Raw genomic sequence first — 20,895 nt, 5'->3', positions numbered from 1 at the left:
AGGCCGTGATCCCCGAACCGTCCGACCAGCAAGGACACCGTAAGCGGCGCGGATCACGCGGCGGCCGCCCCGTCGGACTGGACGCCGCCGACTACCGCAACCGCAATGTCATCGAGCGCCGCTACTGCCACATCAAGCAATGGCGCGGCCTCGCCACCCGCTACGACAAGCTCGCCGTCGTCTACCGCGCCGCCGTGATCCTCAACGCCGTCATCGCCTGGACCCGACAATTGTCAGACACGCCCTAGCCGCGGCAGGGAGCGGGAGGGCTTGATCCGGATGCGGCGGCCGGGCATCGTGGGCGCCGGGGGAGTTCGCCGACACCCGGGGGTGGCAGATGATGGGGATCATCACGGTGGAGCAGATCGTGTCGGTCGACGGGTTCGCCGCGGAGCCGGACGGCGGGCTGTCGTTCTTCGAGGCGGCGCCGTTCGAGGACGACGACCGCACGGACTCGGCCCAGATGCGCTGGCTGGAGACCGTCGACGCCATCCTGCTCGGCCGCCGCACGTACGAGATGTTCGCCGCGTACTGGCCCGAGGCGGATCCGGCGACCGAGGCCGTCGCCGTCCCGATCGCGCGACTGCCCAAGCACGTCGTGTCGCGCACGCTCGACCGCGCGCCGTGGGGCGACGGCGAGATCGACGTGGTCCCGGGGCTCGACGAGGCCGCCGCTCTGCGCGAGCGGTTCTCGTCGATCGCAGTGTGGGGCAGCCTCGAGCTCACGCGCGGCCTGTTCGACGCCGGTCTCGTCGACGTGCTGCGCCTGCGCGTGGTGCCCGTGCTGATCGGCTCGGGATGGGGTTTCGCCCCGCCCGACCTGCCGCAGACTGCGCTGAGGCTCGAGCACACCGAGACCGCGCCGACGGGGCACGTGCTGCTGCAGTACCGCGTCGCCCGCTGACCGAGGGGGCGCGCCGCGCGCGACTACCCTGGAACGCATGCTCAACATGGCCGCCGGTGTCGCGCGCCTCGGCGACCTCGCGGCCTCGCCGGTGGTCGCGACGCTCGCCCGCGCGTTCGCCGACGCCGGACACGACCTCGCGATCGTCGGCGGTCCGGTGCGCGACGCGCTGCTCGGCCGCACCACGCACGACCTCGACTTCACGACCGACGCGCGGCCCGACGACATCCTGCGGATCGTCACGCCCATCTCCACGGCCCAGTGGGACATCGGCCGGGCGTTCGGCACGATCGGCGCCCGCGTCCAGGGAGAGCAGGTCGAGATCACGACCTATCGCGCCGACAGCTACGACGGCGTGACCCGCAAGCCCACCGTGGAGTTCGGGGACACGCTCGAGGCCGACCTCGTGCGCCGCGACTTCACGGTCAACGCCATGGCGCTGCGGGTCACGGAGGTCAAGCTCGTGGACCCGACCGGCGGGGTCGAGGATCTGCTCGCCGGCGTCCTGCGCACGCCGATCGATCCGCGCATCAGCTTCGGCGACGACCCGCTCCGGATGCTGCGCGCCGCCCGGTTCTCCTCCCAGCTCGGGTTCGGGGTCGAGGACGGCACGCTCGCCGCCATCCGGGACCTGCGCGAGACGCTCTCGATCGTGAGCCCCGAGCGGATCCAGGGCGAGCTCAGCCGCCTGCTCGCGACCGAGGACCCCGTCCGCGGCATCCGCGTGCTGGTCGAGACGGGCCTGATCGACGAGTTCCTGCCCGAGGTGTCGGCGCTCAAACTCGAGGTCGACGAGCATCACCACCACAAGGACGTCTACGAGCACTCGCTGACCGTGCTCGCGCAGGCGATCGAGCACGAGCAGGCGCGCTTCCCGGATCAGGAGCCGGATGTCGCCCTGCGCCTGGCCGCGCTGCTGCACGACATCGGCAAGCCCCGCACGCGCAAGCTCGAGCCGGGCGGAGCCGTGTCGTTCCACCACCACGACCTGGTCGGCGCGCGGATGGCCCGCAAGCGCCTGCAGGCCCTGCGCTACGACGGCGACACGATCGACGCGGTCTCGAAGCTGATCGAGCTGCACCTGCGGTTCTTCGGCTACGCCGAGGGCGCGTGGACGGACTCGGCCGTGCGCCGCTACGTGCGCGACGCGGGCGACCAGCTGGAGCGCCTGCACATCCTGACCCGCGCCGACGTCACCACGCGCAACAAGCGCAAGGCCACGCGCCTCGCGCGCGCCTACGACGACATCGAGGCGCGCATCGCGTCGCTGCGCGAGCAGGAGGAGATCGACGCGATCCGCCCCGAGCTCGACGGCAACCGCATCCAGGAGGTGCTCGGCATCTCCCCCGGCCCCGCCGTCGGCAAGGCCTACCGGTTCCTGCTCGACCTGCGCCTCGACGAGGGCGTGCTGGGCGAGGAGGAGGCCGAGCGCCGGCTCACCGAGTGGTGGGCCGCGCAGGCCTGACCGCGGGCGGCGCCATCGCCGCACGGCGGCACGGCGCCCGGGTTCGCGCGGAGGCGTCGGATAGGCTCGGACCTCGTATTCCCTCGCCGTCACGGACCCGGTCCGTGGCGCACCGGCTCCGCCGCGTGAGACCCAGCCGCCCCTGACAGAAGCACGAGGCCGCACGTGACAACCTCCCCCTCCGGCGACACCGCCCGCCGGCCGCTGCGAATCCTGATCGGATGCGACACGTTCGCCCCCGACATCAACGGTGCGGCACGGTTCGCGGAGCGCCTGGCAGCGGGTCTCGTGCAGCGCGGCCACGACGTCCACGTCGTGGCGCCCAACACCGTGTACAGGCTCGAGGACCCTCGCACCGAGACGATCGAGGGCGAGCAGATGACGCTGCACCGCCTGCCGTCGACCAAGCTCTGGTGGCACGAGTGGCTGCGCTTCGTGTGGCCGTGGCGCTCGAAGCACCACGCGCGGCGCGTGCTCGACGCGGTCAAGCCCGACGTCGTGCACATCCAGTCGCACATCGTGATCGGACGCGGCCTCGCGCGCGAGGCGCGCAAGCGGGGCATCCCGATCATCGCGACCAACCATGTGATGCCGGAGAACATCCTGGATCACACGCGCCTTCCCGAGTGGGCCAACCGGCTGTTCTTGAAGCTGGCGTGGGATGACGCGAAGCGCACGTTCGCGCTGACCGAGGCGGTCACGACGCCGACGCGCCGCGCCGCGGACTTCCTCGAGGCGCAGATCGACATCAGCGGCGTGATCCCGATCAGCTGCGGCATCGACCGCACGCAGTACACGGCCGACCTCGCGCCGCGCACGGAGAACCGCATCGTCTTCGTCGGCCGCATGACGGCCGAGAAACAGGTCGACGTCATCCTGCGCGCGCTCGCGAAGCTGGATCCGGCGCTCGATGCGAGGCTCGACCTCGTGGGCGGCGGCGACCAGGAGCACGCGCTGCAGGCGCTCGCCGCGGAGCTCGGGATCGAGGACCGCGTGGTGTTCCACGGGCGGGTGCCGGACGAGGAGCTGCGCGCCGCCCTCACGCGCGCGAGCGTGTTCGCGATCGCGTCGATCGCCGAGCTGCAGTCCATCGCGACCATGGAGGCCATGGCCTCGGGCCTCCCCGTGGTCGCGGCCGACGCCGTCGCGCTGCCGCACCTCGTGCACGACGGCGAGAACGGCTACCTGTTCCGCCCGGGCGACGCGGACGACCTGGCGGCCAAGCTCACGACCGTGCTCACGGCGGACGCCGACGAGCGCCGCCGCATGCAGCAGGCCTCGCTCGACGGCGTGGTGGTGCACGACATCAACCGCACGCTGGACACGTTCGAGGCGCTGTACCGCGGCGAGAACATTCCCGTCTGACGGCCGGAACGGATCCACGCCGTGCACATCGTGATGTTCGCGGACCAGCACGTCGAGACGCTCGGCGGCGCCCAGGTCTCGATGCGGCTGCAGCGACGCTTCCTGGAGCGCGCCGGTCACACCGTGACCGTCGTCGCGCCGCGCCGGCACGGGGCGCGCGCCGCGATCAACCCGGATGACCCCGGCTACCTGGACGTGCCGTCCATCCCCGTCACGGCCGACCGCGAGTACGGCTTCTCGTGGCCGGGCCGCCGGGCCGACGCTCTGATCGATCGCGGGATGCAGGCGCGCCCCGCGGTCGACCTCGTGCACGTGCAGGCGGACTTCTGGGCCGGATTCCTCGGCTACCGCTTCGCGGCCCGGCATGGGCTCCCGGCTGTACACACGATGCACAACCACGTCGACGCCGGGCTGGCCGCCAACACCCCGACGCCCGGTGCGGTGCTGTGGGCGCTCAACGCGTGGCGACGCGTGGCCCTGCGGGGTCTGCCGGGCGGAGCCGTCCGCGGCTGGGACGCGTGGGCGCACCTGCGGGGGCTCGCGATCGGGGCCGCGGCCGTGACCGCGCCCTCGTCGCACTTCGCGCGCCGCCTCGAGCGGCATGGTGTGTTCGACCCGGTCGACGTGGTCTGGAACGGCATCGACGACGAGCTGCTCGACGCGGTGCTGGCCGACGTCCCGGCCGAGCGCCGCCCCGGCCCGCCGCGGTTCGTGTGGCTGGGCCGGATGAGCCCCGAGAAGCGGCTGCTGCCGTTCCTGGAGGCCGTGGCCGAGGCGGGCGTGACGTGCGAGGTCGAGGTGATCGGCGGCGGCGCGCAGCTCGCGCCCGCGCGCCGGCTGGTCGCCCGCCGCGGGCTCGAGCGCACCGTGCGCTTCGCCGGCCGGATGCCCTACGAGCAGGTGCTGCACCGTCTCGCGGACGCCGACGCGCTCGTGCAGACGTCGATCGGCTTCGAGACGCAGGGCATGACGCCGTTCGAGGCGGCGTCGCTGGGCACGCCGTCCGTCGTGAGCGACCCGGACATCGCCGCCGAGCTCGGCGCCGGCGTGTGGCGCGCGGACTCCCCCGCGGACGAGCCGGGACGCGTGCGCGGCCTCGCGGCCGCGCTGCGACGGGCCGCGGCCGACATCGAGGCCGGCACCGCTCCTCTGCCGGACCCGGGCATCGGCGCGGAGTTCCGGCAGTCGTCGCGCACGGCGGCGATGCTCGCGATCTACGACCGCGTGGTCTCCCCCGCTCGTTGAGCGGAGCTCCGCTCGACGGCCGGCGTCAGGGAAGGCGGGAGGGGTCGGTGCGGACCCGGCCGTAGCCGTCGACGCGCACCTCGTGCACGGTGGCGGCGATGCCGAGCAGCCCGAGAGCTGTGACGAGGATCAGGATCATCATGGCAGTCATCCTGCGCTTGCAAAGATCCTGCCAACAGTGGCAGGATCGACACAACTCGCAGTAATACTGCCAACAAGGAGGCCGGTGTGAGGACCGTCGCATGCATCGTGCAGGAGGGCTTCGCGCCCTTCGAGTTCGGCGTCGCGTGCGAGGCCTTCGGCCTCGACCGCTCGGACGACGGGATCGAGTCGTTCGACTTCCGCATCGTGACGCCCGATCCGGGGCCCGTCACCTCGAACCTCGGCTTCTCGATCAACGTCGCCGACGACCTGAGCTTCGCCGAGACCGCCGACATCGTGGTCGTCTCCACCCAGCCGCGATCGGCGTGGGGCCGGATCGACACGCGCGTGGCCGCGGTCATCCGGTCGGCGGTCGAGCGCGACGCGTGGCTGCTCAGCGTCTGCAGCGGCGCGTTCGTGCTGGCCGCGGCCGGCGTGCTCGACGGGCGACGAGCGACCACGCACTGGATGTACTCCGACGCCATGGCACGCATGTATCCGCGGATCGACGTCGATCCCGACGTCCTCTACGTGCAGGACGGCCACATCATCACGAGCGCCGGGACGGCGGCGGGGCTCGACGCGTGCCTGCACCTGCTGCGCCAGGAGCTGGGCGCCGAGGCGACCAATCGCATCGCGCGCCGGATGGTCGTCGCGCCGCAGCGCGACGGCGGCCAGGCGCAGTTCATCGACCGGCCCCTTCCGGAGTCCGCGGGCCTCTCGCTCGCGCCGGTGGCCGACTGGGCGCTCGAGAACCTGGACCGCGAGCTGACGGTGGAGCTGCTCGCCGCGCGGGCGCACATGTCGCCGCGCACGTTCGCTCGTCGCTTCAAGGCCGACTACGGCACGACCCCGGCGGCGTGGCTCGCGCGGCAGCGGATCATCCAGGCCCAGCGCCTGCTGGAGCGCACAGAGTGGGGCCTCGATCGGATCGCCGACGAGTGCGGCTTCGGATCGGCGGCCGTGCTGCGGCAGAACTTCGCGCGCGTCCTGGGCATCACGCCGACCGCGTACCGCGCGCGCTTCGCGTGCTCGACCGCGCCGATGGCCGACACCGCCGCCTGAGGCCGGCCGTCACAGCAGCAGGATGCCGAGCGTGGCGCCGCCCACCAGGCCGGTGAGCAGCGCGACGAGCGAGGCGCGCCGCGCCGTGGGGAAGCACGCGCCGATCGCGCCGAGCACCGCGGCGGCCGCGCCCGCCGGCACGCCGATCCCGAGGCTGAACGCGGGCGGCTCGGCGGCGCGACCGGACATCATGACGCCTACGGTGACTGCGAGGACGATCACGGCGACGGCGGCGCCCGCGAGCGCGAGCGCGGCGATCGTCCGGTGCGCCGCCGCGGCGGCCCGGGTCGGGGTCGCGGCACGGTGGGACGGGGCCTGGCCGGAGGACATCCCTCCCAGCCTGCCGGGGCGGGGCGCCCGCGTCTGTCGCCCATTCGGGTGACAAGCGGGGTGGGGTCCCGCGCACCTCGGGCTACCCGGCGCGGGTCGGGCGCTGGTAAACTAGAGCGCAGACGACTCAACTTTGTCGACGAGTTTCGGGAGGCGACATGGCAGACCAGCCGCAGGAGGACCAGCGCAGCGCGCTCGAGCAGTTCGGCATCGACCTGACCGAGCGCGCCCGGCAGGGCAAGCTCGACCCCGTGATCGGGCGGGACAGCGAGATCCGGCGCGTGAGCCAGGTGCTCACGCGCCGCACCAAGAACAACCCGGTGCTGATCGGCGAGCCCGGCGTCGGCAAGACCGCCGTCGTCGAGGGCCTCGCGCAGCGCATCGTGGCGGGCGACGTCGCCGAGAGCCTCAAGGACAAGCGCCTGGTCAGCCTCGACATGTCGGCGCTCGTGGCCGGTGCCATGTACCGCGGCCAGTTCGAGGAGCGCCTCAAGAACGTCCTGAAGGAGATCACCGAGTCCGAGGGCCGGATCATCACCTTCATCGACGAGCTGCACGTGCTGATGGGCGCGGGCGGCGGCGAGGGCTCGGTCGCGGCGTCGAACATGCTGAAGCCCATGCTGGCCCGCGGCGAGCTGCGCCTGATCGGCGCGACCACGCTCAACGAGTACCGCGAGTTCATCGAGAAGGACGCCGCGCTGGAGCGCCGCTTCCAGCAGGTGTACGTGGGCGAGCCGAGCGTCGAGGACACCGTCGCGATCCTGCGCGGACTGAAGGGCCGCTACGAGGCGCACCACGGCGTCACCATCAGCGACAGCGCGCTCGTGGCCGCCGCCGCGCTGAGCAACCGGTACATCCCGAGCCGGCAGCTGCCCGACAAGGCGATCGACCTGATCGACGAGGCCATGAGCCGCCTCAAGATGGAGATCGACTCCTCCCCCGTCGAGATCGACCAGCTCAAGCGCCAGGTCGACCGCATGCGCCTCGAGGAGCTGGCGCTGAAGAAGGAGAAGGACGCCGCCTCGAAGGAGCGCCTCGGCAGGCTGCGCGAGCAGATGGCCGAGGCCGAGGCGGAGCTGGCCGAGCTGGAGGCGCGCTGGGCGCGCGAGCGCGGCGGCCTGAACCTCGTCGGCGACCTCAAGAAGCGCCTCGACGAGGCCGTCACCGAGCGCGACCGCGCGCTGCGCGAGGCGGACTACGCCAAGGCGTCGAAGCTGCAGTACGAGACCATCAAGCAGCTGGAGGCGCAGCTCGCCGAGGCCGAGCAGCAGGCCGAGGCGGCCAAGGACGAGCCCCGGATGGTGAACGAGCAGGTCACGGAGGACGACATCGCGGCCGTGATCTCGGCCTGGACGGGCATCCCGGTCGGGCGCCTGCTGCAGGGCGAGACCGAGAAGCTGCTGCACCTCGAGTCGGAGCTCGGCCGCCGCCTGATCGGGCAGAAGGAGGCCGTGAAGGCCGTGTCGGATGCCGTCCGCCGCTCGCGCGCCGGCATCAGCGACCCCAACCGGCCGACCGGATCGTTCCTGTTCCTGGGCCCGACCGGCGTCGGCAAGACCGAGCTCGCGAAGGCGCTCGCGGAGTTCCTGTTCGACGACGAGCACGCCATGGTGCGCATCGACATGTCGGAGTATGGCGAGAAGCACACCGTCAGCCGCCTGGTCGGCGCCCCTCCGGGCTACATCGGATACGAGCAGGGCGGTCAGCTGACCGAGGCGGTGCGCCGGCGTCCGTACAGCGTCGTGCTGCTCGACGAGGTCGAGAAGGCGCACCCGGAGGTGTTCGACGTCCTGCTGCAGGTGATGGACGACGGTCGCCTGACCGACGGGCAGGGCCGCACGGTCGACTTCAAGAACGTCATCCTGATCCTGACGTCGAACCTGGGCTCGCCCATCCTGATCGACCCGACGATCTCCGCCGAGGGCAAGCGCGACCAGGTGCTGCAGCTGGTGCGTCAGGCGTTCAAGCCGGAGTTCGTGAACCGCCTCGACGACATCGTGATGTTCCAGGCGCTCACGCAGGACGACCTGGCGCAGATCGTCGAGCTGCAGGTCGACCTGCTGCAGCGGCGCCTGTCGGACCGCCGGCTCACGCTGGCCGTCACCCCGGATGCGCGGGCGTGGCTGGCCGAGCGCGGGTACGACCCGATCTACGGCGCCCGTCCCCTGCGACGGCTCATCCAGACCGAGATCCAGGATCGGCTCGCCATGGCGATCCTGTCGGGCGGCGTGCGCGACGGCGACACGGTGCGCGTCGACGTGGCGGCCGACGGCTCGCAGCTGGTGGTGCTCAGCGCCGGTTCGTCGCCCGAGCCGGAGCCGGACGAGGACGTGATCGACGCCGAGATCGTCGAGGACTGACGCCGCATGCCGCGAACGGCATGCGCCGACGCAAAAGGGCCGACGGGATCATCCCGTCGGCCCTTTTCGCCCTTCTGATCAGGCGTTGACGATCAGCGACTCCGCGATCGGGCGACGCGTGCGCGGGGCGAGCTCGCGCTCGCGCAACGGCTCGGGCAGGGCGTCCAGGTCGCCGAACTCGCCCAGGGCGATCACCGAGAACGGGCGCTCGTTCTCGGGCAGTTCGAACGTCGCGGCGACGGCGGCCGGGTCGAAGCCGGTCATCTGGTGCACGACGAGGCCGTCGTGGTGCGCCTGCACCGAGAGGTGCGCGGCGGCCTGGCCGAGGTCGTAGATCGCGGTCGGGATCTCGTTGCCCTCCGCGTCGCGGACGATCGCCACCGTGACGATCAGCACGGCGGCGGCGGGCGCCCAGGCCTGGTTGAAGCCCATGAGGGTCTCGGCGATCGCGGCGTGCTCGGCCGTGCCGCGGCGCGCGACGATGAACTTCCACGGCTGCAGGTTCATGGCCGACGGCGTCCAACGCGCGGCCTCGAGGGCGCTCGACAGCTTGCGCTCGTCGATCGGCGTCACCGGGTCGTAGGCCCGGGGGCTCCAGCGCTCGGCGAGGACGTCGAGGACGGGGTGGTCGGTGTTCGCGGTGCGGTCGAGCGTGGCAGCGCCCATGAGGGTCTCCTCGGATTCGGTGACGGTGGTCCGGGGCGCCGTTGCCCTCCGCGGGGGTGAAACCCCGCCCGGGCGATCTTATTCCCGTGAATCGATCCGGGGGGGATTCCGGGTCAGCCGGCCAGGGCCTCGCGGAGCCTCACGCGGCCGCCGGTGCGCAGCAGCGAGTTCTCGTAGATGCGCGCCCCGAGCGCGATCACGGCCGCGCACGTGGCGAGCATGATGCCCAGCGACAGCAGCGGCTCCCACCACTGCGCCTCGCCGAAGAACAGGCGCACCGGCATCCCGACCGGCGCGGAGAACGGCACGTACGACATCACCGTCATGACGACCGGGTTGTCGTTGAAGAAGACCACGATCAGGTACGGGGCCATGACCAGATACGTGACCGGGCCCGTGGTCGAGCCGATGTCCTCCTGCCGCGACACCATCGCTCCCGTCGCCGCGAACAGGGCCGCGGTGAGGATGAACCCGAAGAGGAAGAACACCGCGAACCACACCACCGGCGCCCCGAGCCCGGCCAGCAGCTCGGTCTGCCCCGTGATCACGAGGCCGAGCACCGCCACGGTGACGAGCGACAGGATCTGGCCCATGGCCAGCGCCGTGTTGCCGAGCACCTTGCCCGCCAGGAGGACGCGGGTCGGGATGGCCGAGATCAGGATCTCCACCACGCGCGTCTGCTTCTCCTCCACCACGCTCGCCGCGATCGTGGCGCCGAAGGTCATGGCGGCCAGGAAGAACACGATCCCGAAGCCGAACGCCACGAAGTACCGGATAAGGGGGTTCATGGCATCCGGGTCCAGCAGCTCCACCTCGGGCTGCACCGCGAGCGCCTGCTGCAGGCCCGCGGGCACCTCGCTGTCGGCCACGATCGTGAGGCCCACGGGCGAGCCCGGGTCCACGACGACGGCCGCCTCGACCTCGCCGTCGCGCACGAGCCGCTCCGCCGCGGCGCGGTCGGCGACGTCGACCACCTCGACACCCGGCACCTCCTGCAGCTGTGCGGCGGCGTCGGCCGGCGCGGCGACCTCGGTCGCTTCTTCGCGACCGGCGGAGAACCCGCCCCAGAGCACGGCGGCCAGGGCGATCAGCACCAGCAGAATCGACGACACGACGAACGTGCGGCTGCGCAGCTTCGAGCCGATCTCGCGCTCGGCGACGAGCCAGGTGGCCTGCGTGGGGGACACCTCGACGGAGCGGCGGCGGGGCGCGGTGGCGCTCACTGGATGACCTCCTTGAAGATCTGGGCGAGCGACGGATGCTGCGGCGCGAAGCTCGCGACGTCCCCCTGATCGACCGCGCGTCGCAGCACGCGCTGCGCGGCCTCCTCGCTCTCGGCGTCGAACACGGCGTATCCGCCGTCGAAGCGGACGACCTCGATCCCGGGCAGCTCGCGCACCCAGCCGGCGTCGCCCGCCGAGACGAGCTCGTACCGACGGCTCGCATGCGCGGCTCGCAGGGCATCGCGCGATCCGTTCGCCCGGATGGTCCCGCCCGCGATGATCACGAGGTCGTCGCACAGCCGCTCGACGACGTCGAGCTGGTGCGAGGAGAACAGCACCGCCGCACCCTGCGCCGCCCGCTCCTGCAGCACGCCGGAGACGACGTCCACGGCGAGGGGATCGAGGCCCGAGAACGGCTCGTCGAGGATCAGCACCTCGGGGTCGTGCACGAGAGCGGCCGCGATCTGGGCGCGCTGCTGGTTGCCCAGGGAGAGCGCCTCGACGTTGTCCCGGAGCCGCTCCCCCAGCCCCAGCCGCCCCAGCAGCGCCGTCGCCCGGGCGGTGGCCTCGTCCCGCGGGAACCCGTGGAGGCGGGCGAGGTAGACGATGTGCTCGAGGACCTTCATCTTCGGATACAGCCCGCGCTCCTCCGGCATGTACCCGAAGTCGCGGCGGTCCGCGGCGGTCAGCGCCCGGCCGTCGAGCGACACCTCCCCGGCGTCGGGCGTGAGCAGGCCCAGCACGATGCGCATGGTCGTGGTCTTGCCGGCGCCGTTGCCGCCCACGAAGCCGGTCAGGCGCCCGGGCGCGACGTCGAAGGACACGTCGTCGAGCGCGCGCCTGTCGCCGTAGGTCTTGACGATCCCTCGCAGCCTGAGCATCGCGATCCCCTCTCTCGGTGGATCACACATTACGGACGCGCGCCGCCCGGCGGATCCCCCGCCGGACGGATCCGCCCTCTCCCCCGCGCCGCCGACATCACACGCCTCCCGCGAGATCACACCCGTCCGGATGTGACGTCGCGTGTGACGTCGCGGACCGGATGTGACCTCGGCGGGGGAGGTGATCTCGGCGCCGGAGCCCGGCGCTCAGAGACCTCGGGGCCAGGCCTCGGCCTCCCGCCGACTGCCGAGCTGGTCGGGGAGCGATGGGCCCTGCTCATCGTCCGCGACCTGCTCGTCGGCCCGCGCCGCTACACCGACCTGAAGCAGGGGCTCCCGAGGATCCCCACCAACATCCTCAGCACCCGGCTCAAGGAGCTGCAGGAGGGCGGCGTGATCCGGCGCGTGCCGATCCCGCGGTGCGGCCTCGTGTACGAGCTGACCGACTACGGGCGCGGCCTCGAGCCCATCGTGCTCGCGCTCGGGCGCTGGGGGTTCCAGCGCATGGGGGAGCCCGGCGCGGACGACGTCGTGACGCCGGACTCGCTCACGATGGCGCTGCGCACGGCGTTCGACGCCCGCGCCCGTCGCTGACATGCCGCCCACGACATACGAGGTCGCGATCGGGTCTGTAGTGCTCGGCGCGCGGGTCGCCGTCGGGGAGCTCGCGGTGTGGCAGATCGCCCCTCCGGCCCCGCCGGTGGGTGGCGCGCTCCCCGCTTTCGAACCGGACCTGCGCATCGCCGCGGGGCCGGGGATCCGTCGGCTGATAGCCGGAGATATCACATCTGATCAGGCGATTTCAGGCGGCGTCGTGCACGTGGTCGAGGGGGACGGCGCACTGCTCGAGCGGTTCGCCCTGACCTTCCATATCGATCCGGGCATGGACCTCGTCGCCTGACGCGGTCAGCCGAAGATCATCGGCACGTCGTCCTCGTCGGCCGGCTCGAGGTCGAGGTCGACGACCACCGGGACGTGATCGCTGGGCGCGTCGCCCTTGCGCTCGTCGCGATGGATGGCCGCGCCGGTCACGGCGTCCGCGAGAGCGCGCGAACCGAGGATGAAGTCGATCCGGAGGCCCTGGTTGCGCGGGAAGCGCAGCTGCTTGTAGTCCCAGTACGTGTACCCGGTGGGAACGAGCGGGCGCACCACGTCGGTCACGCCCGCCGCCTCGATCGCCGCGAACGCCTCGCGCTCAGCGGGGGAGACGTGGGTCGTGACGCCCTCGATCACGGCGGGATCGCCGTTGTCCACGTCGGTCGGCGCGATGTTGAAGTCCCCCACGAGCGCGAGCGGCAGGTCCGGATGGGCCGCAAGGGTCGCACGCGTGTGCTCCTCGAGCGCCCGCAGCCAGTGGAGCTTGTACTGGTAGTGCGGGTCCTGCAGCGTCCGGCCGTTGGGCACGTACAGGCTCCAGATGCGGACGCCGCTCACCGTGGCGCCCATCGCGCGCGCCTCGAGCGGCAGATCCGGGCCGTCGTGGTCCTTGAGGAACCCTGGCATGCCCGGGAAGGAATACTCCACGTCCTCGATGGGCTCGCGGCTGGCGATCGCCACGCCGTTCCACTGGTTCAGCCCGTGGGCCTCCACGTGGTAGCCGGCGGCCTCGAACTCGGCGTACGGGAACTGCTCGGGCTTGCACTTGATCTCCTGCATCGCCAGCACGTCGATGTGCTCGCGCTCGGCGAAGGCGACGATGCGCCCCACGCGGGCGCGGATCGAGTTGACGTTCCAGGTGGCGAGCCGCATGGGATCCAGCCTAGGACGGGGCGCGGACGCTCCTAGACTTGCCGTCATGGCCGCATCCACGCCCGAGCTCGAGAACGACCGCCAGGCGCTCATCCGCCTCGTCCAGGACGAGGCGGTGTTCCACGGCGACTTCACGCTCTCCAGCGGCAAGAAGGCCACGTACTACGTGGACATGCGCAAGCTCACGCTGGACCACCGCGCGGCCCCCGCGATCGGGCGCATCATGCTCGACCTGATCTCGGACATCCCCGACGTGGTGGCGGTCGGCGGCCTGACGCTGGGCGCCGACCCGATCGCGAACGCGATCATGCACGAGTCGGCCCGCACGGACCGCCCGCTCGACGCGTTCGTGGTGCGCAAGGAGCCCAAGGACCACGGCCGCGGCCGCCAGATCGAGGGCGCCGACGTCGAGGGCAGGCGGGTCGTGGTCGTCGAGGACACCTCCACGACCGGCCAGTCCGCGCTGAAGGCGGTCGAGGCGCTGCGCAAGGCGGGCGCCGAGGTCGTCGCCGTCGCCGTGATCGTCGACCGCTCCACCGGCGCGCAGGCGGCGATCGAGGCCGAGGGCCTCGAGTGGCGCGCCGCCATCGGCCTGGCCGATCTCGGCCTCGACCCCCAGTGACGGGACCGGCGCGATGACCGATCGGATCGCGCTCGCCCTCGACCTGGGCGGCACCAAGCTCGAGGCGGCCCTCGTCGACGCGTCCGGAACGGTGCTCGCCGCGAGCCGCAGCCGTCGCCCCACGGGCCGCGCCGCGACCCCCGCCGATCTGGACGCGGCCATCGCGGAGACGACCGCGCACGCGCTCGCGCACCTGCCCGCGGAGGCGGAGTTCGCCGGCGTGGGCATCGGCAGCGCGGGCCCGATCGACCGCGAGACCGGCCGGATCCGGCCCGTCAACATGCCGAACCTGCACGGCTACGACCTGATCTCCGTCGCCTCGCGCGAGGCGTCCGCCGTGCTCGGACGCGACGACTTCCCGACCCGCCGGGGGCACGACGGAGGCTGCCTGGCGCTCGCGGAGTCGTGGATCGGCGCCGCGGCGGGATCGCGCGCGTCTCTCTCGATCGTGGTGTCCACGGGTGTGGGCGGCGGGATCGTGATCGACGGGCGGCTGATCGGCGGTGCGTCCGGCAACGCGGGCCACCTGGGCCAGACCGTGATCGGCGACCTGACGCTCGAGGAGATCGCGTCGGGGCCGGCCAGCGCCGCGTGGGCGCGCCGGCAGGGCTGGAGCGGCGAGACGGGGGAGGACCTGGCGCGCGACGCGGCCGCCGGCGACGCCACGGCCCGGGCCGCGATCGTCCGCTCGGCCGAGACCGTCGGCCTGGGCCTCGCGAACGCCGCGACGCTGCTCGACCTCGACGTCATCGCCATCAGCGGCGGGTTCTCGCGGGTCTCGGACGACTACGTGGACCTGGTCGCCGCGGCCCTGCGCGACACGGCCGTGCTGTCGTACGCGCAGGAGACCGCGGTCGTGCGCAGCGCGCTCGGCGACGGCGGCCCGCTCGCGGGCGCCGCCGCGCTCGTCCTGCGCTGACGTCGCGAACCGGCCCCTAGACTCGGGCCGTCGTGGAACACCTCACGCAGCGCGGCGGCCCCGAGGTCGCGCCCGCTTCCCGCGCGGGCATCGGCTCCACCTCTCCCGACGCCTGGGTCGTCGAGGCGTCCTCCGGCGGCGTCCTGCGGGCGGTCGTGCCCGGCGTCGCGACGGGCCTCGTGCGGCCGGGGGACGAGTTCGTGTACGACTGGTTCCCCGTCGCGGGGGACGGCGACGACCGCTGCGCCGCGACGGCGTTCGCGCTCGAGCTCGTCTTCGACGACGGATCGACGTCTGCCCGGGGAGCGGTCGACCAGCACGACGCGGGGTGGGTCGCTCGCTGGAGCGCTCCGGGGCCTGTCGACTCCATGACGGGCACGACGAGCGACACGGTGTTCGCCGAGCTCGCCGAGGCCCGCGTCGACTTCCGTCTCGGCGAGGCGTACCGCTCGGCGCTGTGACACGCGACGGTGCCCGCCGCGGACGGGCGGGTCGGCCGCAAGGGGCTGCGTCCGGGCATCTTCCGCGGCTGGATAGACACGGCCACGCACGAGGGCATGTCCTGGACGCTCGACAACGCGATCAACGACGCGTCGGCCGCCCGGATGGCGCGCATCCTGGCGCAGCGCGAGACGGATCCGGCGGTGCGCGAGCGCCTCGAGACCGAGGCCGAGTACCTCGCCCGGCGCGGGCTCGGGTACCGCGCGGTCTTCCATCCCGAGCTGGGGTTCTTCCTCGGCCGCGGTGCCGACGGCGCGTGGCGCGTGCCCGCGGCGGAGTTCGATCCGGCCGAGTGGGGGCACGACTACACCGAGACCAACGCGTGGGGCACGGCGTTCACGGCGCCGCACGACGGGGCGGGGCTCGCGGCCCTGCACGGCGGCGAGGCCGCGCTGGCGGCGAAGCTCGACGCGTTCTTCGCGACGCCCGAGACGGCGGATCCGTCGCTCGTCGGGTCGTACGGCTTCGTGATCCACGAGATGGACGAGGCCCGCGCCGTGCGCATGGGCATGCTGGGCCTGTCGAACCAGCCCGCCCATCACATCCCCCTGATGTACTGCTTCGCCGGCCGGCACGACGACGCGCACCGCATCGTGACCGAGGCGCGCGACCGCCTGTTCGTGGGCTCCGAGCTCGGGCAGGGGTATCCGGGCGACGAGGACAACGGCGACGCGGCGTGCCAGACGCGCCCGTTCCGCGTCGCGCCGTCGCGGGCCGCGCTCGCCGCGGTGCGGCTCACGGCCGTGGCCCCGCTCGAGCTCGCGCAGCTCGAGGCCTTCGCGTGACGGCTCAGGCGTGCGGGGGCTTGGTGCTCGAGCGCAGCGACAGCACCGGGGCGGCCGCGGCGACCGAGGCGACTGGGGCGTCCGAGGCCAGCTGGGCCATGAGGGTGCGCGCCGCCAGCTCCCCGAGCGCGAAGGTGTCGCGCGTGAGCGCCGTGATCGATGGCCGCACCAGGCGGGCCATGACCGAGTCGTCGAAGCTGGCGATGGACACGTCCTTCGGCACGCGCACGCCGAGCTCCTGCGCGGCGCCGAGACCCGCGACCGCCATGACGTCGTTGTCGTAGACGATCGCGGTCGGGGGGATGGGGGATCCGAGCAGCTCGCGCGTGGCCTCCTCCGCGCGCTCGGCGGAGTAGTCGGTCGGGATGGACCGGATGGGCTCCGCTCCAAGCCGCTCGGCGCACTCCCGCAGCGCCGAGATGCGCAGCATGGTGTGCTCGAACTCCTCGGGCCCCGCGACGTGCGCGATGCGGCGGTGCCCCAGCTCGTGCAGCGCCGTGAACAGCGTCCGGCTCACCTCCGCGTCGTCGATCCAGACGCTGGGGATCGAGCCGTCAGGGGACGGGTGGCTGCCGATCTGCACCGCGGGCATCCCGAGCTCGAGCAGCAGGCGGATGCGCGGGTCGTCGTCGCGCGGATCGATCAGGATCACGCCGTCGACGCGATGCGCGCCCTGCCACGCGGCATACGCGTCGAGCTCCTCCTCGAGCGACGACACGATCTGCATCTGCAGTCCGGTGTGCGTGGGGGAGAGGCCGGCCTGGATGCCCGAGATGAGGTCGGCGAAGAAGGCCTCGGTGCCGAGCGCCCGCGCGGGCCGGTTCAGCGCCAGCCCGATGACGTCCACGCGCGAGCGGCCCAGTGCCAGCGCGGCGGAGTGCGGCCGGTACTGGAGCTCGGCGGCGATGGCCAGGATGCGCTCGCGCAGCGCCTCGCTCACGCCGGGCCGGCCGTTGAGGGCGAACGACACGGCGGACTTGGACACCCCGGCCGTCCGTGCGATGTCGGCGAGCGTGGCCCGCCGGGCGTGTGTGCGCATCCCGCTCCTTCACGAGTCCGCGTGCGGGCTTCGAATCGATCGTCCCGCGTGGGGCGAGCATAACTCAATCGGTTCAGTCGTTGACTAAACCGGTTCAGTGTCTCAGGATCGACTGCGGCACGCGGCGTCGGTCGCCGGCCTGTGGGGCATCACCTGGTGGTGCTCGCACGACGTGTCGCGCTCGCTCCTGGACTTCCCCGAGGTCGAGTACGACCTGGGCCTGTTCACGTCGGACCGCGAGCTCAAGCCCACGGGCCGCCGCTTCGGCGAGCTCGCTGCCGAACTGCGCGGCGCGCCGGCGCCCGAGCCGGTCGCCGAGGCGCTCGTGCTCGACGACGTCGACGCGACGGGTACCGTGCCGCACCGCGAGGCGTGCGGCCCCGGCGGCGCGTTCTTCGAGGCGTGGATGCGCCACGCCGAGCGCGTCGGCCGCGGTCCGCGGATCGTCCTGCGATCCTCGAGCCAGGATGCCGCGCTGCTCGCCGCGCGGGGCATCCGGCACGTGGTCGAGGTCGCCGCCGTCTGACGCACCGGCACCTGGTCCGTCTCCGTCCCTCCCTGCTGTCCCCGTCCCGTTCCGATCGAAGGCTCCTCCTCCATGCATGACGACATCCCGCTGACCGTCGGCCGCGCGACCCGCGTGCTGAGCGAGCGGATCCGCCCGGCCGTGCACGCGCACCGCGTGCCGCTCGCGGTCTCGTTCCACGAGCTGCCCGGCGAGCCGATCGCGCCCGCCGACGGCCTCGCGCTCGCCTACGAGCCTTTCGAGGTGGGATCCGTGTGGGGCGCGGCATGGGGCACGACGTGGTTCCGCGTGCGCGGCGAGGTGCCGGGGGAGTGGGCCGGACGCCGCGTGGAGGCGGTCGTGGACCTGGGCTTCGACATCAACATGCCGGGGTTCCAGTGCGAGGGACTGGTGTACCTGCCCGACGGCACGCCCGTGAAGTCGCTCAACCCCCGCAACCAGTGGGTGCGGATCGCGGACTCCGCCGCGGGCGGGGAGCAGGTCGAGTTCCTGGTGGAGGCCGCGTCGAACCCGGTGCTGCTCGACTACCACCCCTTCCTGCCGACGCAGGAGGGCGACATCCGCACGTCGTCGCCGCGCCGGCTCTACACGACGCGGCACTTCGACCTCGCGGTGTTCGAGCCCGAGGTGTTCGAGCTGTCGCTCGACATCGAGGTGCTGCTGGAGCTGCAGGCCGAGCTGCCCGAGTCGTCGCCGCGCCGGATGCGGGTGCTCCAGGCGCTGGACGACGCGCTCGACGTGCTCGACCTGCAGGACATCCCGGGCACGGCTGCGGCCTCCCGCGCGGCGCTCGCATCCGCGCTCGAGTCGCCCGCGGAGGCCAGCGCGCATGAGATCTCGGCGATCGGCCACGCGCACATCGACTCGGCCTGGCTGTGGCCCGTGCGCGAGACGATCCGCAAGGTCGCGCGCACGTCATCGTCGATGACCGACCTCATCGGCGAGACGGATGACTTCCTGTACGGCATGTCCAGCGCGCAGCAGTATGCGTGGATCAAGGATCACCGGCCCGAGGTCTACGAGAAGGTGCGCGCGGCCGTGGCGGACGGGCGGTTCCTGCCCCTCGGCGGCATGTGGGTCGAGTCCGACACCGTGATGCCGACGGGCGAGTCGATCGCGCGGCAGTTCCTGTACGGCCAGCGCTTCTTCGAGCAGGAGTTCGGCATTCGGTCGAAGGGCGTGTGGCTGCCGGACTCGTTCGGCTACTCGCCCGCCCTGCCGCAGCTGATCCGCCGCGCGGGCTTCGAGTGGTTCTTCACGCAGAAGATCTCGTGGAATCAGGTGAACCGGTTCCCGCATCACACGTTCGCGTGGGAGGGCATCGACGGGTCGCGCATCTTCAGCCACTTCCCGTCCATGGACACCTATAACTCGCAGCTGTCGGGATCCGAGGTGGCCCGGGCGACGCGGCAGTTCCGCGAGGCGCGCAAGGCGAACGGCTCGATCGCGCCCGTCGGCTGGGGCGACGGCGGCGGCGGCACGACCCGCGAGATGACCGGCAAGGCGCGGCGGCTCGCGGATCTCGAGGGGTCGGCGAAGGTGCGGTGGGAGCATCCGGACGCGTTCTTCGCGCGCGCCAAGGAGCAGCTGCCGCAGCCGCCCGTGTGGGTCGGCGAGCTCTACCTCGAGCTGCACCGCGCCACGCTCACCAGCCAGCACAAGACCAAGCAGGGCAACCGGCTGACCGAGCACCTGCTGATCGAGGCCGAGCTGTGGGCCGCCTCGGCGACGTTCTGGACCGGCGCCGAGTACCCGTACGACGAGCTCGACGCGCTGTGGCAGCAGGTGCTGCTGCAGCAGTTCCACGACATCCTGCCCGGCACGTCGATCGCGTGGGTGCACCGCGAGGCGGTGGAGCAGTACGCCCGCGTGGCCGCGGCCGCGACGGAGATCATCGAGCGGGCGCAGGCCGCGCTCGCCGGGGACGGCGATGCCGACGAGAGTGCGGGGACCGTCGTCTTCAACCCCGCCCCGATCCCGCAGGCGGGGGTCCCCGCGCTGGGGGCGGCGCCGGCGGCGGCCGTGACGTCCGCCGAGGTCACGGTGACCGAGGCGGACGGCGGCTGGGTGCTGGAGAACGACCTGGTGCGCGTCGTGATCACGGGCGAGGGGCTGATCGCCTCGGTCGTCGACCTCGCGACCGGTCGGGAGGCCATCCCCGCCGGCGCGGAGGCGAACCTGCTGCAGCTGCACCAGGACTTCCCCAACATGTGGGACGCGTGGGACGTCGACCGCTACTACCGCAACCGCGTGGACGACCTGCGCGACGCGGAGTCGATCTCGCTCTCGCAGCAGGACGGCGCCGCCACGGTGACGGTCTCGCGCCGGTTCTCGCAGTCGGCGCTGACCCAGACGCTCACGCTGCGTCCCGGATCGCGCACGCTCGAGATCGCGCAGACGACCGACTGGCACGAGACGGAGAAGTTCCTCAAGGTGGCGTTCCCCCTGGCGATCCAGGCGGAGCACACGGCCGCCGAGACGCAGTTCGGCTACGCCAAGCGCGTCACGCACACGAACACGAGCTGGGAGGCCGCGAAGTTCGAGACCTCGATGCACCGGTTCGTGCACGTGGAGGAGCCGGGCTTCGGCGTCGCGCTCGCGACCGACTCGACCTACGGGTACGACGTGACGCGCGACTCGACGCCCGAGCAGGGCGTGACCACGACCGTGCGGCTCTCGCTGCTGCGCGCGCCGCGGTTCCCCGACCCCGAGACGGACCAGGGCGAGCAGACGCACCGCTACGCGTTCGTGATCGGCGCCGGGGTGGAGGACGCGACCGCGGCCGGGCTGGCGCTGAACCTGCCGGTGCGCGCGGTGCGCGGCGGGGCGGTCGAGCCGGTCGTGACGGCGACGGCGGGCGTGCTGATCTCGGCCGTCATGCTGGCGGCCGACCGCTCGGGCGATCTGATCGTGCGCGTGTACGAGCCGTACGGCCGGCGCGCGAACGCGACGCTCCGGTTCGGGCGCGAGGTGTCGGCGGTGTCGACGGTCTCGCTCATCGAGGACGCGGACGCGTCGCTCGCGCCGGTGGAGCTGGTCGACGGGCGCGAGGTGGCGGTCACGCTCACGCCGTTCGAGGTGCGCACGCTGCGCGTCGCGCTGTAGCCCT

The 20,895-nt window shown here is 72.5% G+C and carries 21 protein-coding genes; 15 read left to right on the top strand and 6 right to left on the bottom strand.

All coding sequences use genetic code 11. The annotated features are described in order from the left end of the window. The 6 genes from B5M43_RS09570 to B5M43_RS09545 all read left to right on the top strand — a co-directional run. A partial coding sequence (locus B5M43_RS09570; RefSeq protein ID WP_230667788.1) for a transposase occupies positions 1 to 248 on the top strand: 248 nt, incomplete at its 5' end. 89 nt (positions 249 to 337) lie between these two features. After that, positions 338 to 904, top strand: coding sequence for a dihydrofolate reductase family protein (locus B5M43_RS09565; protein WP_134746470.1), 567 nt, complete (start codon positions 338 to 340; stop codon positions 902 to 904). A 37-nt stretch (positions 905 to 941) separates the two neighbouring features. After that, the gene (locus B5M43_RS09560; protein ID WP_055989136.1) at positions 942 to 2,369 is read left to right on the top strand and encodes a CCA tRNA nucleotidyltransferase; all 1,428 of its coding nucleotides are present in this window, start codon (positions 942 to 944) and stop codon (positions 2,367 to 2,369) included. Positions 2,370 to 2,534: 165 nt separating this feature from the next. Beyond that, positions 2,535 to 3,734 (top strand): glycosyltransferase, encoded by a 1,200-nt coding sequence (locus B5M43_RS09555; RefSeq protein ID WP_055989139.1) that lies wholly within the window; start codon positions 2,535 to 2,537, stop codon positions 3,732 to 3,734. 21 nt (positions 3,735 to 3,755) lie between these two features. Further along, positions 3,756 to 4,979: a glycosyltransferase gene (locus tag B5M43_RS09550; RefSeq protein WP_055989142.1), complete on the top strand. Its 1,224-nt coding sequence runs from the start codon at positions 3,756 to 3,758 to the stop codon at positions 4,977 to 4,979. A gap of 228 nt (positions 4,980 to 5,207) precedes the next feature. Further along, entirely contained in the window at positions 5,208 to 6,185 is a 978-nt protein-coding gene (locus tag B5M43_RS09545) for a GlxA family transcriptional regulator (protein WP_134746472.1), read from the top strand. 9 nt (positions 6,186 to 6,194) lie between these two features. On the opposite strand, the gene B5M43_RS09540 is transcribed toward B5M43_RS09545, so the two are convergent. After that, on the bottom strand, positions 6,195 to 6,515 hold the full coding sequence (locus B5M43_RS09540) for a hypothetical protein (RefSeq protein WP_134746474.1): 321 nt from the start codon (positions 6,513 to 6,515) through the stop codon (positions 6,195 to 6,197). 158 nt (positions 6,516 to 6,673) lie between these two features. Between B5M43_RS09540 and B5M43_RS09535 the strand changes: the two genes are divergently transcribed. Then, entirely contained in the window at positions 6,674 to 8,875 is a 2,202-nt protein-coding gene (locus B5M43_RS09535; RefSeq protein ID WP_134746476.1) for an ATP-dependent Clp protease ATP-binding subunit, read from the top strand. A gap of 78 nt (positions 8,876 to 8,953) precedes the next feature. On the opposite strand, the gene B5M43_RS09530 is transcribed toward B5M43_RS09535, so the two are convergent. From B5M43_RS09530 to B5M43_RS09520, 3 genes are all read right to left on the bottom strand, one after another. After that, on the bottom strand, positions 8,954 to 9,541 hold the full coding sequence (locus B5M43_RS09530; protein ID WP_055989167.1) for a nitroreductase family protein: 588 nt from the start codon (positions 9,539 to 9,541) through the stop codon (positions 8,954 to 8,956). A 113-nt stretch (positions 9,542 to 9,654) separates the two neighbouring features. Beyond that, the gene (locus tag B5M43_RS09525; protein ID WP_082542989.1) at positions 9,655 to 10,764 is read right to left on the bottom strand and encodes an ABC transporter permease; all 1,110 of its coding nucleotides are present in this window, start codon (positions 10,762 to 10,764) and stop codon (positions 9,655 to 9,657) included. Continuing rightward, positions 10,761 to 11,645: an ABC transporter ATP-binding protein gene (locus B5M43_RS09520; protein ID WP_055989171.1), complete on the bottom strand. Its 885-nt coding sequence runs from the start codon at positions 11,643 to 11,645 to the stop codon at positions 10,761 to 10,763. Before B5M43_RS09520 ends, B5M43_RS09525 begins: the two co-directional genes overlap by 4 nt. A 144-nt stretch (positions 11,646 to 11,789) precedes the next feature. Between B5M43_RS09520 and B5M43_RS15355 the strand changes: the two genes are divergently transcribed. Further along, positions 11,790 to 12,239, top strand: a complete 450-nt coding sequence (locus tag B5M43_RS15355) for a winged helix-turn-helix transcriptional regulator (RefSeq protein ID WP_308068277.1) — start codon at positions 11,790 to 11,792, stop codon at positions 12,237 to 12,239. Positions 12,240 to 12,315: 76 nt separating this feature from the next. After that, a complete protein-coding gene (locus tag B5M43_RS15350; RefSeq protein ID WP_308068275.1) occupies positions 12,316 to 12,546 on the top strand; it encodes a hypothetical protein in 231 nt (76 codons plus the stop codon). Between the two features lie 5 nt (positions 12,547 to 12,551). Here the strand turns inward: B5M43_RS15350 and B5M43_RS09510 are convergent, their stop codons facing one another. Then, positions 12,552 to 13,394 carry an exodeoxyribonuclease III gene (locus B5M43_RS09510; RefSeq protein WP_134746478.1) on the bottom strand — a complete coding sequence of 281 codons (843 nt, stop codon included), beginning with the start codon at positions 13,392 to 13,394 and terminating at the stop codon, positions 12,552 to 12,554. Between the two features lie 46 nt (positions 13,395 to 13,440). Between B5M43_RS09510 and pyrE the strand changes: the two genes are divergently transcribed. The 4 genes from pyrE to B5M43_RS09490 are packed head-to-tail and all read left to right on the top strand — an operon-like array spanning position 13,441 to position 16,221. Continuing rightward, positions 13,441 to 14,016: an orotate phosphoribosyltransferase gene (gene pyrE / locus B5M43_RS09505; protein ID WP_134746480.1), complete on the top strand. Its 576-nt coding sequence runs from the start codon at positions 13,441 to 13,443 to the stop codon at positions 14,014 to 14,016. 13 nt (positions 14,017 to 14,029) lie between these two features. Continuing rightward, complete coding sequence (locus tag B5M43_RS09500; RefSeq protein ID WP_055989180.1) at positions 14,030 to 14,935, top strand: ROK family protein; 906 nt, start codon at positions 14,030 to 14,032, stop codon at positions 14,933 to 14,935. A gap of 32 nt (positions 14,936 to 14,967) precedes the next feature. Beyond that, positions 14,968 to 15,396: a hypothetical protein gene (locus B5M43_RS09495; RefSeq protein WP_205829523.1), complete on the top strand. Its 429-nt coding sequence runs from the start codon at positions 14,968 to 14,970 to the stop codon at positions 15,394 to 15,396. 9 nt (positions 15,397 to 15,405) lie between these two features. Continuing rightward, positions 15,406 to 16,221 carry a glycoside hydrolase domain-containing protein gene (locus tag B5M43_RS09490; RefSeq protein WP_205829524.1) on the top strand — a complete coding sequence of 272 codons (816 nt, stop codon included), beginning with the start codon at positions 15,406 to 15,408 and terminating at the stop codon, positions 16,219 to 16,221. Positions 16,222 to 16,225: 4 nt separating this feature from the next. On the opposite strand, the gene B5M43_RS09485 is transcribed toward B5M43_RS09490, so the two are convergent. Further along, positions 16,226 to 17,260 carry a LacI family DNA-binding transcriptional regulator gene (locus B5M43_RS09485; protein WP_134746481.1) on the bottom strand — a complete coding sequence of 345 codons (1,035 nt, stop codon included), beginning with the start codon at positions 17,258 to 17,260 and terminating at the stop codon, positions 16,226 to 16,228. 97 nt (positions 17,261 to 17,357) lie between these two features. Between B5M43_RS09485 and B5M43_RS09480 the strand changes: the two genes are divergently transcribed. After that, positions 17,358 to 17,786 (top strand): hypothetical protein, encoded by a 429-nt coding sequence (locus tag B5M43_RS09480; RefSeq protein ID WP_134746483.1) that lies wholly within the window; start codon positions 17,358 to 17,360, stop codon positions 17,784 to 17,786. Positions 17,787 to 17,858: 72 nt separating this feature from the next. Beyond that, positions 17,859 to 20,891 (top strand): glycoside hydrolase family 38 C-terminal domain-containing protein, encoded by a 3,033-nt coding sequence (locus B5M43_RS09475; RefSeq protein WP_134746485.1) that lies wholly within the window; start codon positions 17,859 to 17,861, stop codon positions 20,889 to 20,891. The last annotated feature ends 4 nt before the right edge of the window (positions 20,892 to 20,895 follow it).

It is taken from the genome of Microbacterium sp. MEC084 (assembly GCF_004514465.2).
Lineage (GTDB): Bacteria > Actinomycetota > Actinomycetes > Actinomycetales > Microbacteriaceae > Microbacterium.
Note: the sequence above shows the minus strand (reverse complement) of the source record. Positions and strands in the feature narration are given on the sequence as shown.

Bases quoted from the DNA above. Each gene is read 5' to 3' on its own strand.
- B5M43_RS09565 (WP_134746470.1), top strand. From the start codon at position 338: ATGATGGGGATCATCACGGTGGAGCAGATCGTGTCGGTCGACGGGTTC.
- B5M43_RS09560 (WP_055989136.1), top strand. From the start codon at position 942: ATGCTCAACATGGCCGCCGGTGTCGCGCGCCTCGGCGACCTCGCGGCC.
- B5M43_RS09540 (WP_134746474.1), bottom strand. From the start codon at position 6,515: ATGTCCTCCGGCCAGGCCCCGTCCCACCGTGCCGCGACCCCGACCCGG.
- B5M43_RS09535 (WP_134746476.1), top strand. From the start codon at position 6,674: ATGGCAGACCAGCCGCAGGAGGACCAGCGCAGCGCGCTCGAGCAGTTC.
- B5M43_RS09530 (WP_055989167.1), bottom strand. From the start codon at position 9,541: ATGGGCGCTGCCACGCTCGACCGCACCGCGAACACCGACCACCCCGTC.
- B5M43_RS09520 (WP_055989171.1), bottom strand. From the start codon at position 11,645: ATGCTCAGGCTGCGAGGGATCGTCAAGACCTACGGCGACAGGCGCGCG.
- B5M43_RS09510 (WP_134746478.1), bottom strand. From the start codon at position 13,394: ATGCGGCTCGCCACCTGGAACGTCAACTCGATCCGCGCCCGCGTGGGG.
- pyrE (WP_134746480.1), top strand. From the start codon at position 13,441: ATGGCCGCATCCACGCCCGAGCTCGAGAACGACCGCCAGGCGCTCATC.
- B5M43_RS09500 (WP_055989180.1), top strand. From the start codon at position 14,030: ATGACCGATCGGATCGCGCTCGCCCTCGACCTGGGCGGCACCAAGCTC.
- B5M43_RS09485 (WP_134746481.1), bottom strand. From the start codon at position 17,260: ATGCGCACACACGCCCGGCGGGCCACGCTCGCCGACATCGCACGGACG.
- B5M43_RS09475 (WP_134746485.1), top strand. From the start codon at position 17,859: ATGCATGACGACATCCCGCTGACCGTCGGCCGCGCGACCCGCGTGCTG.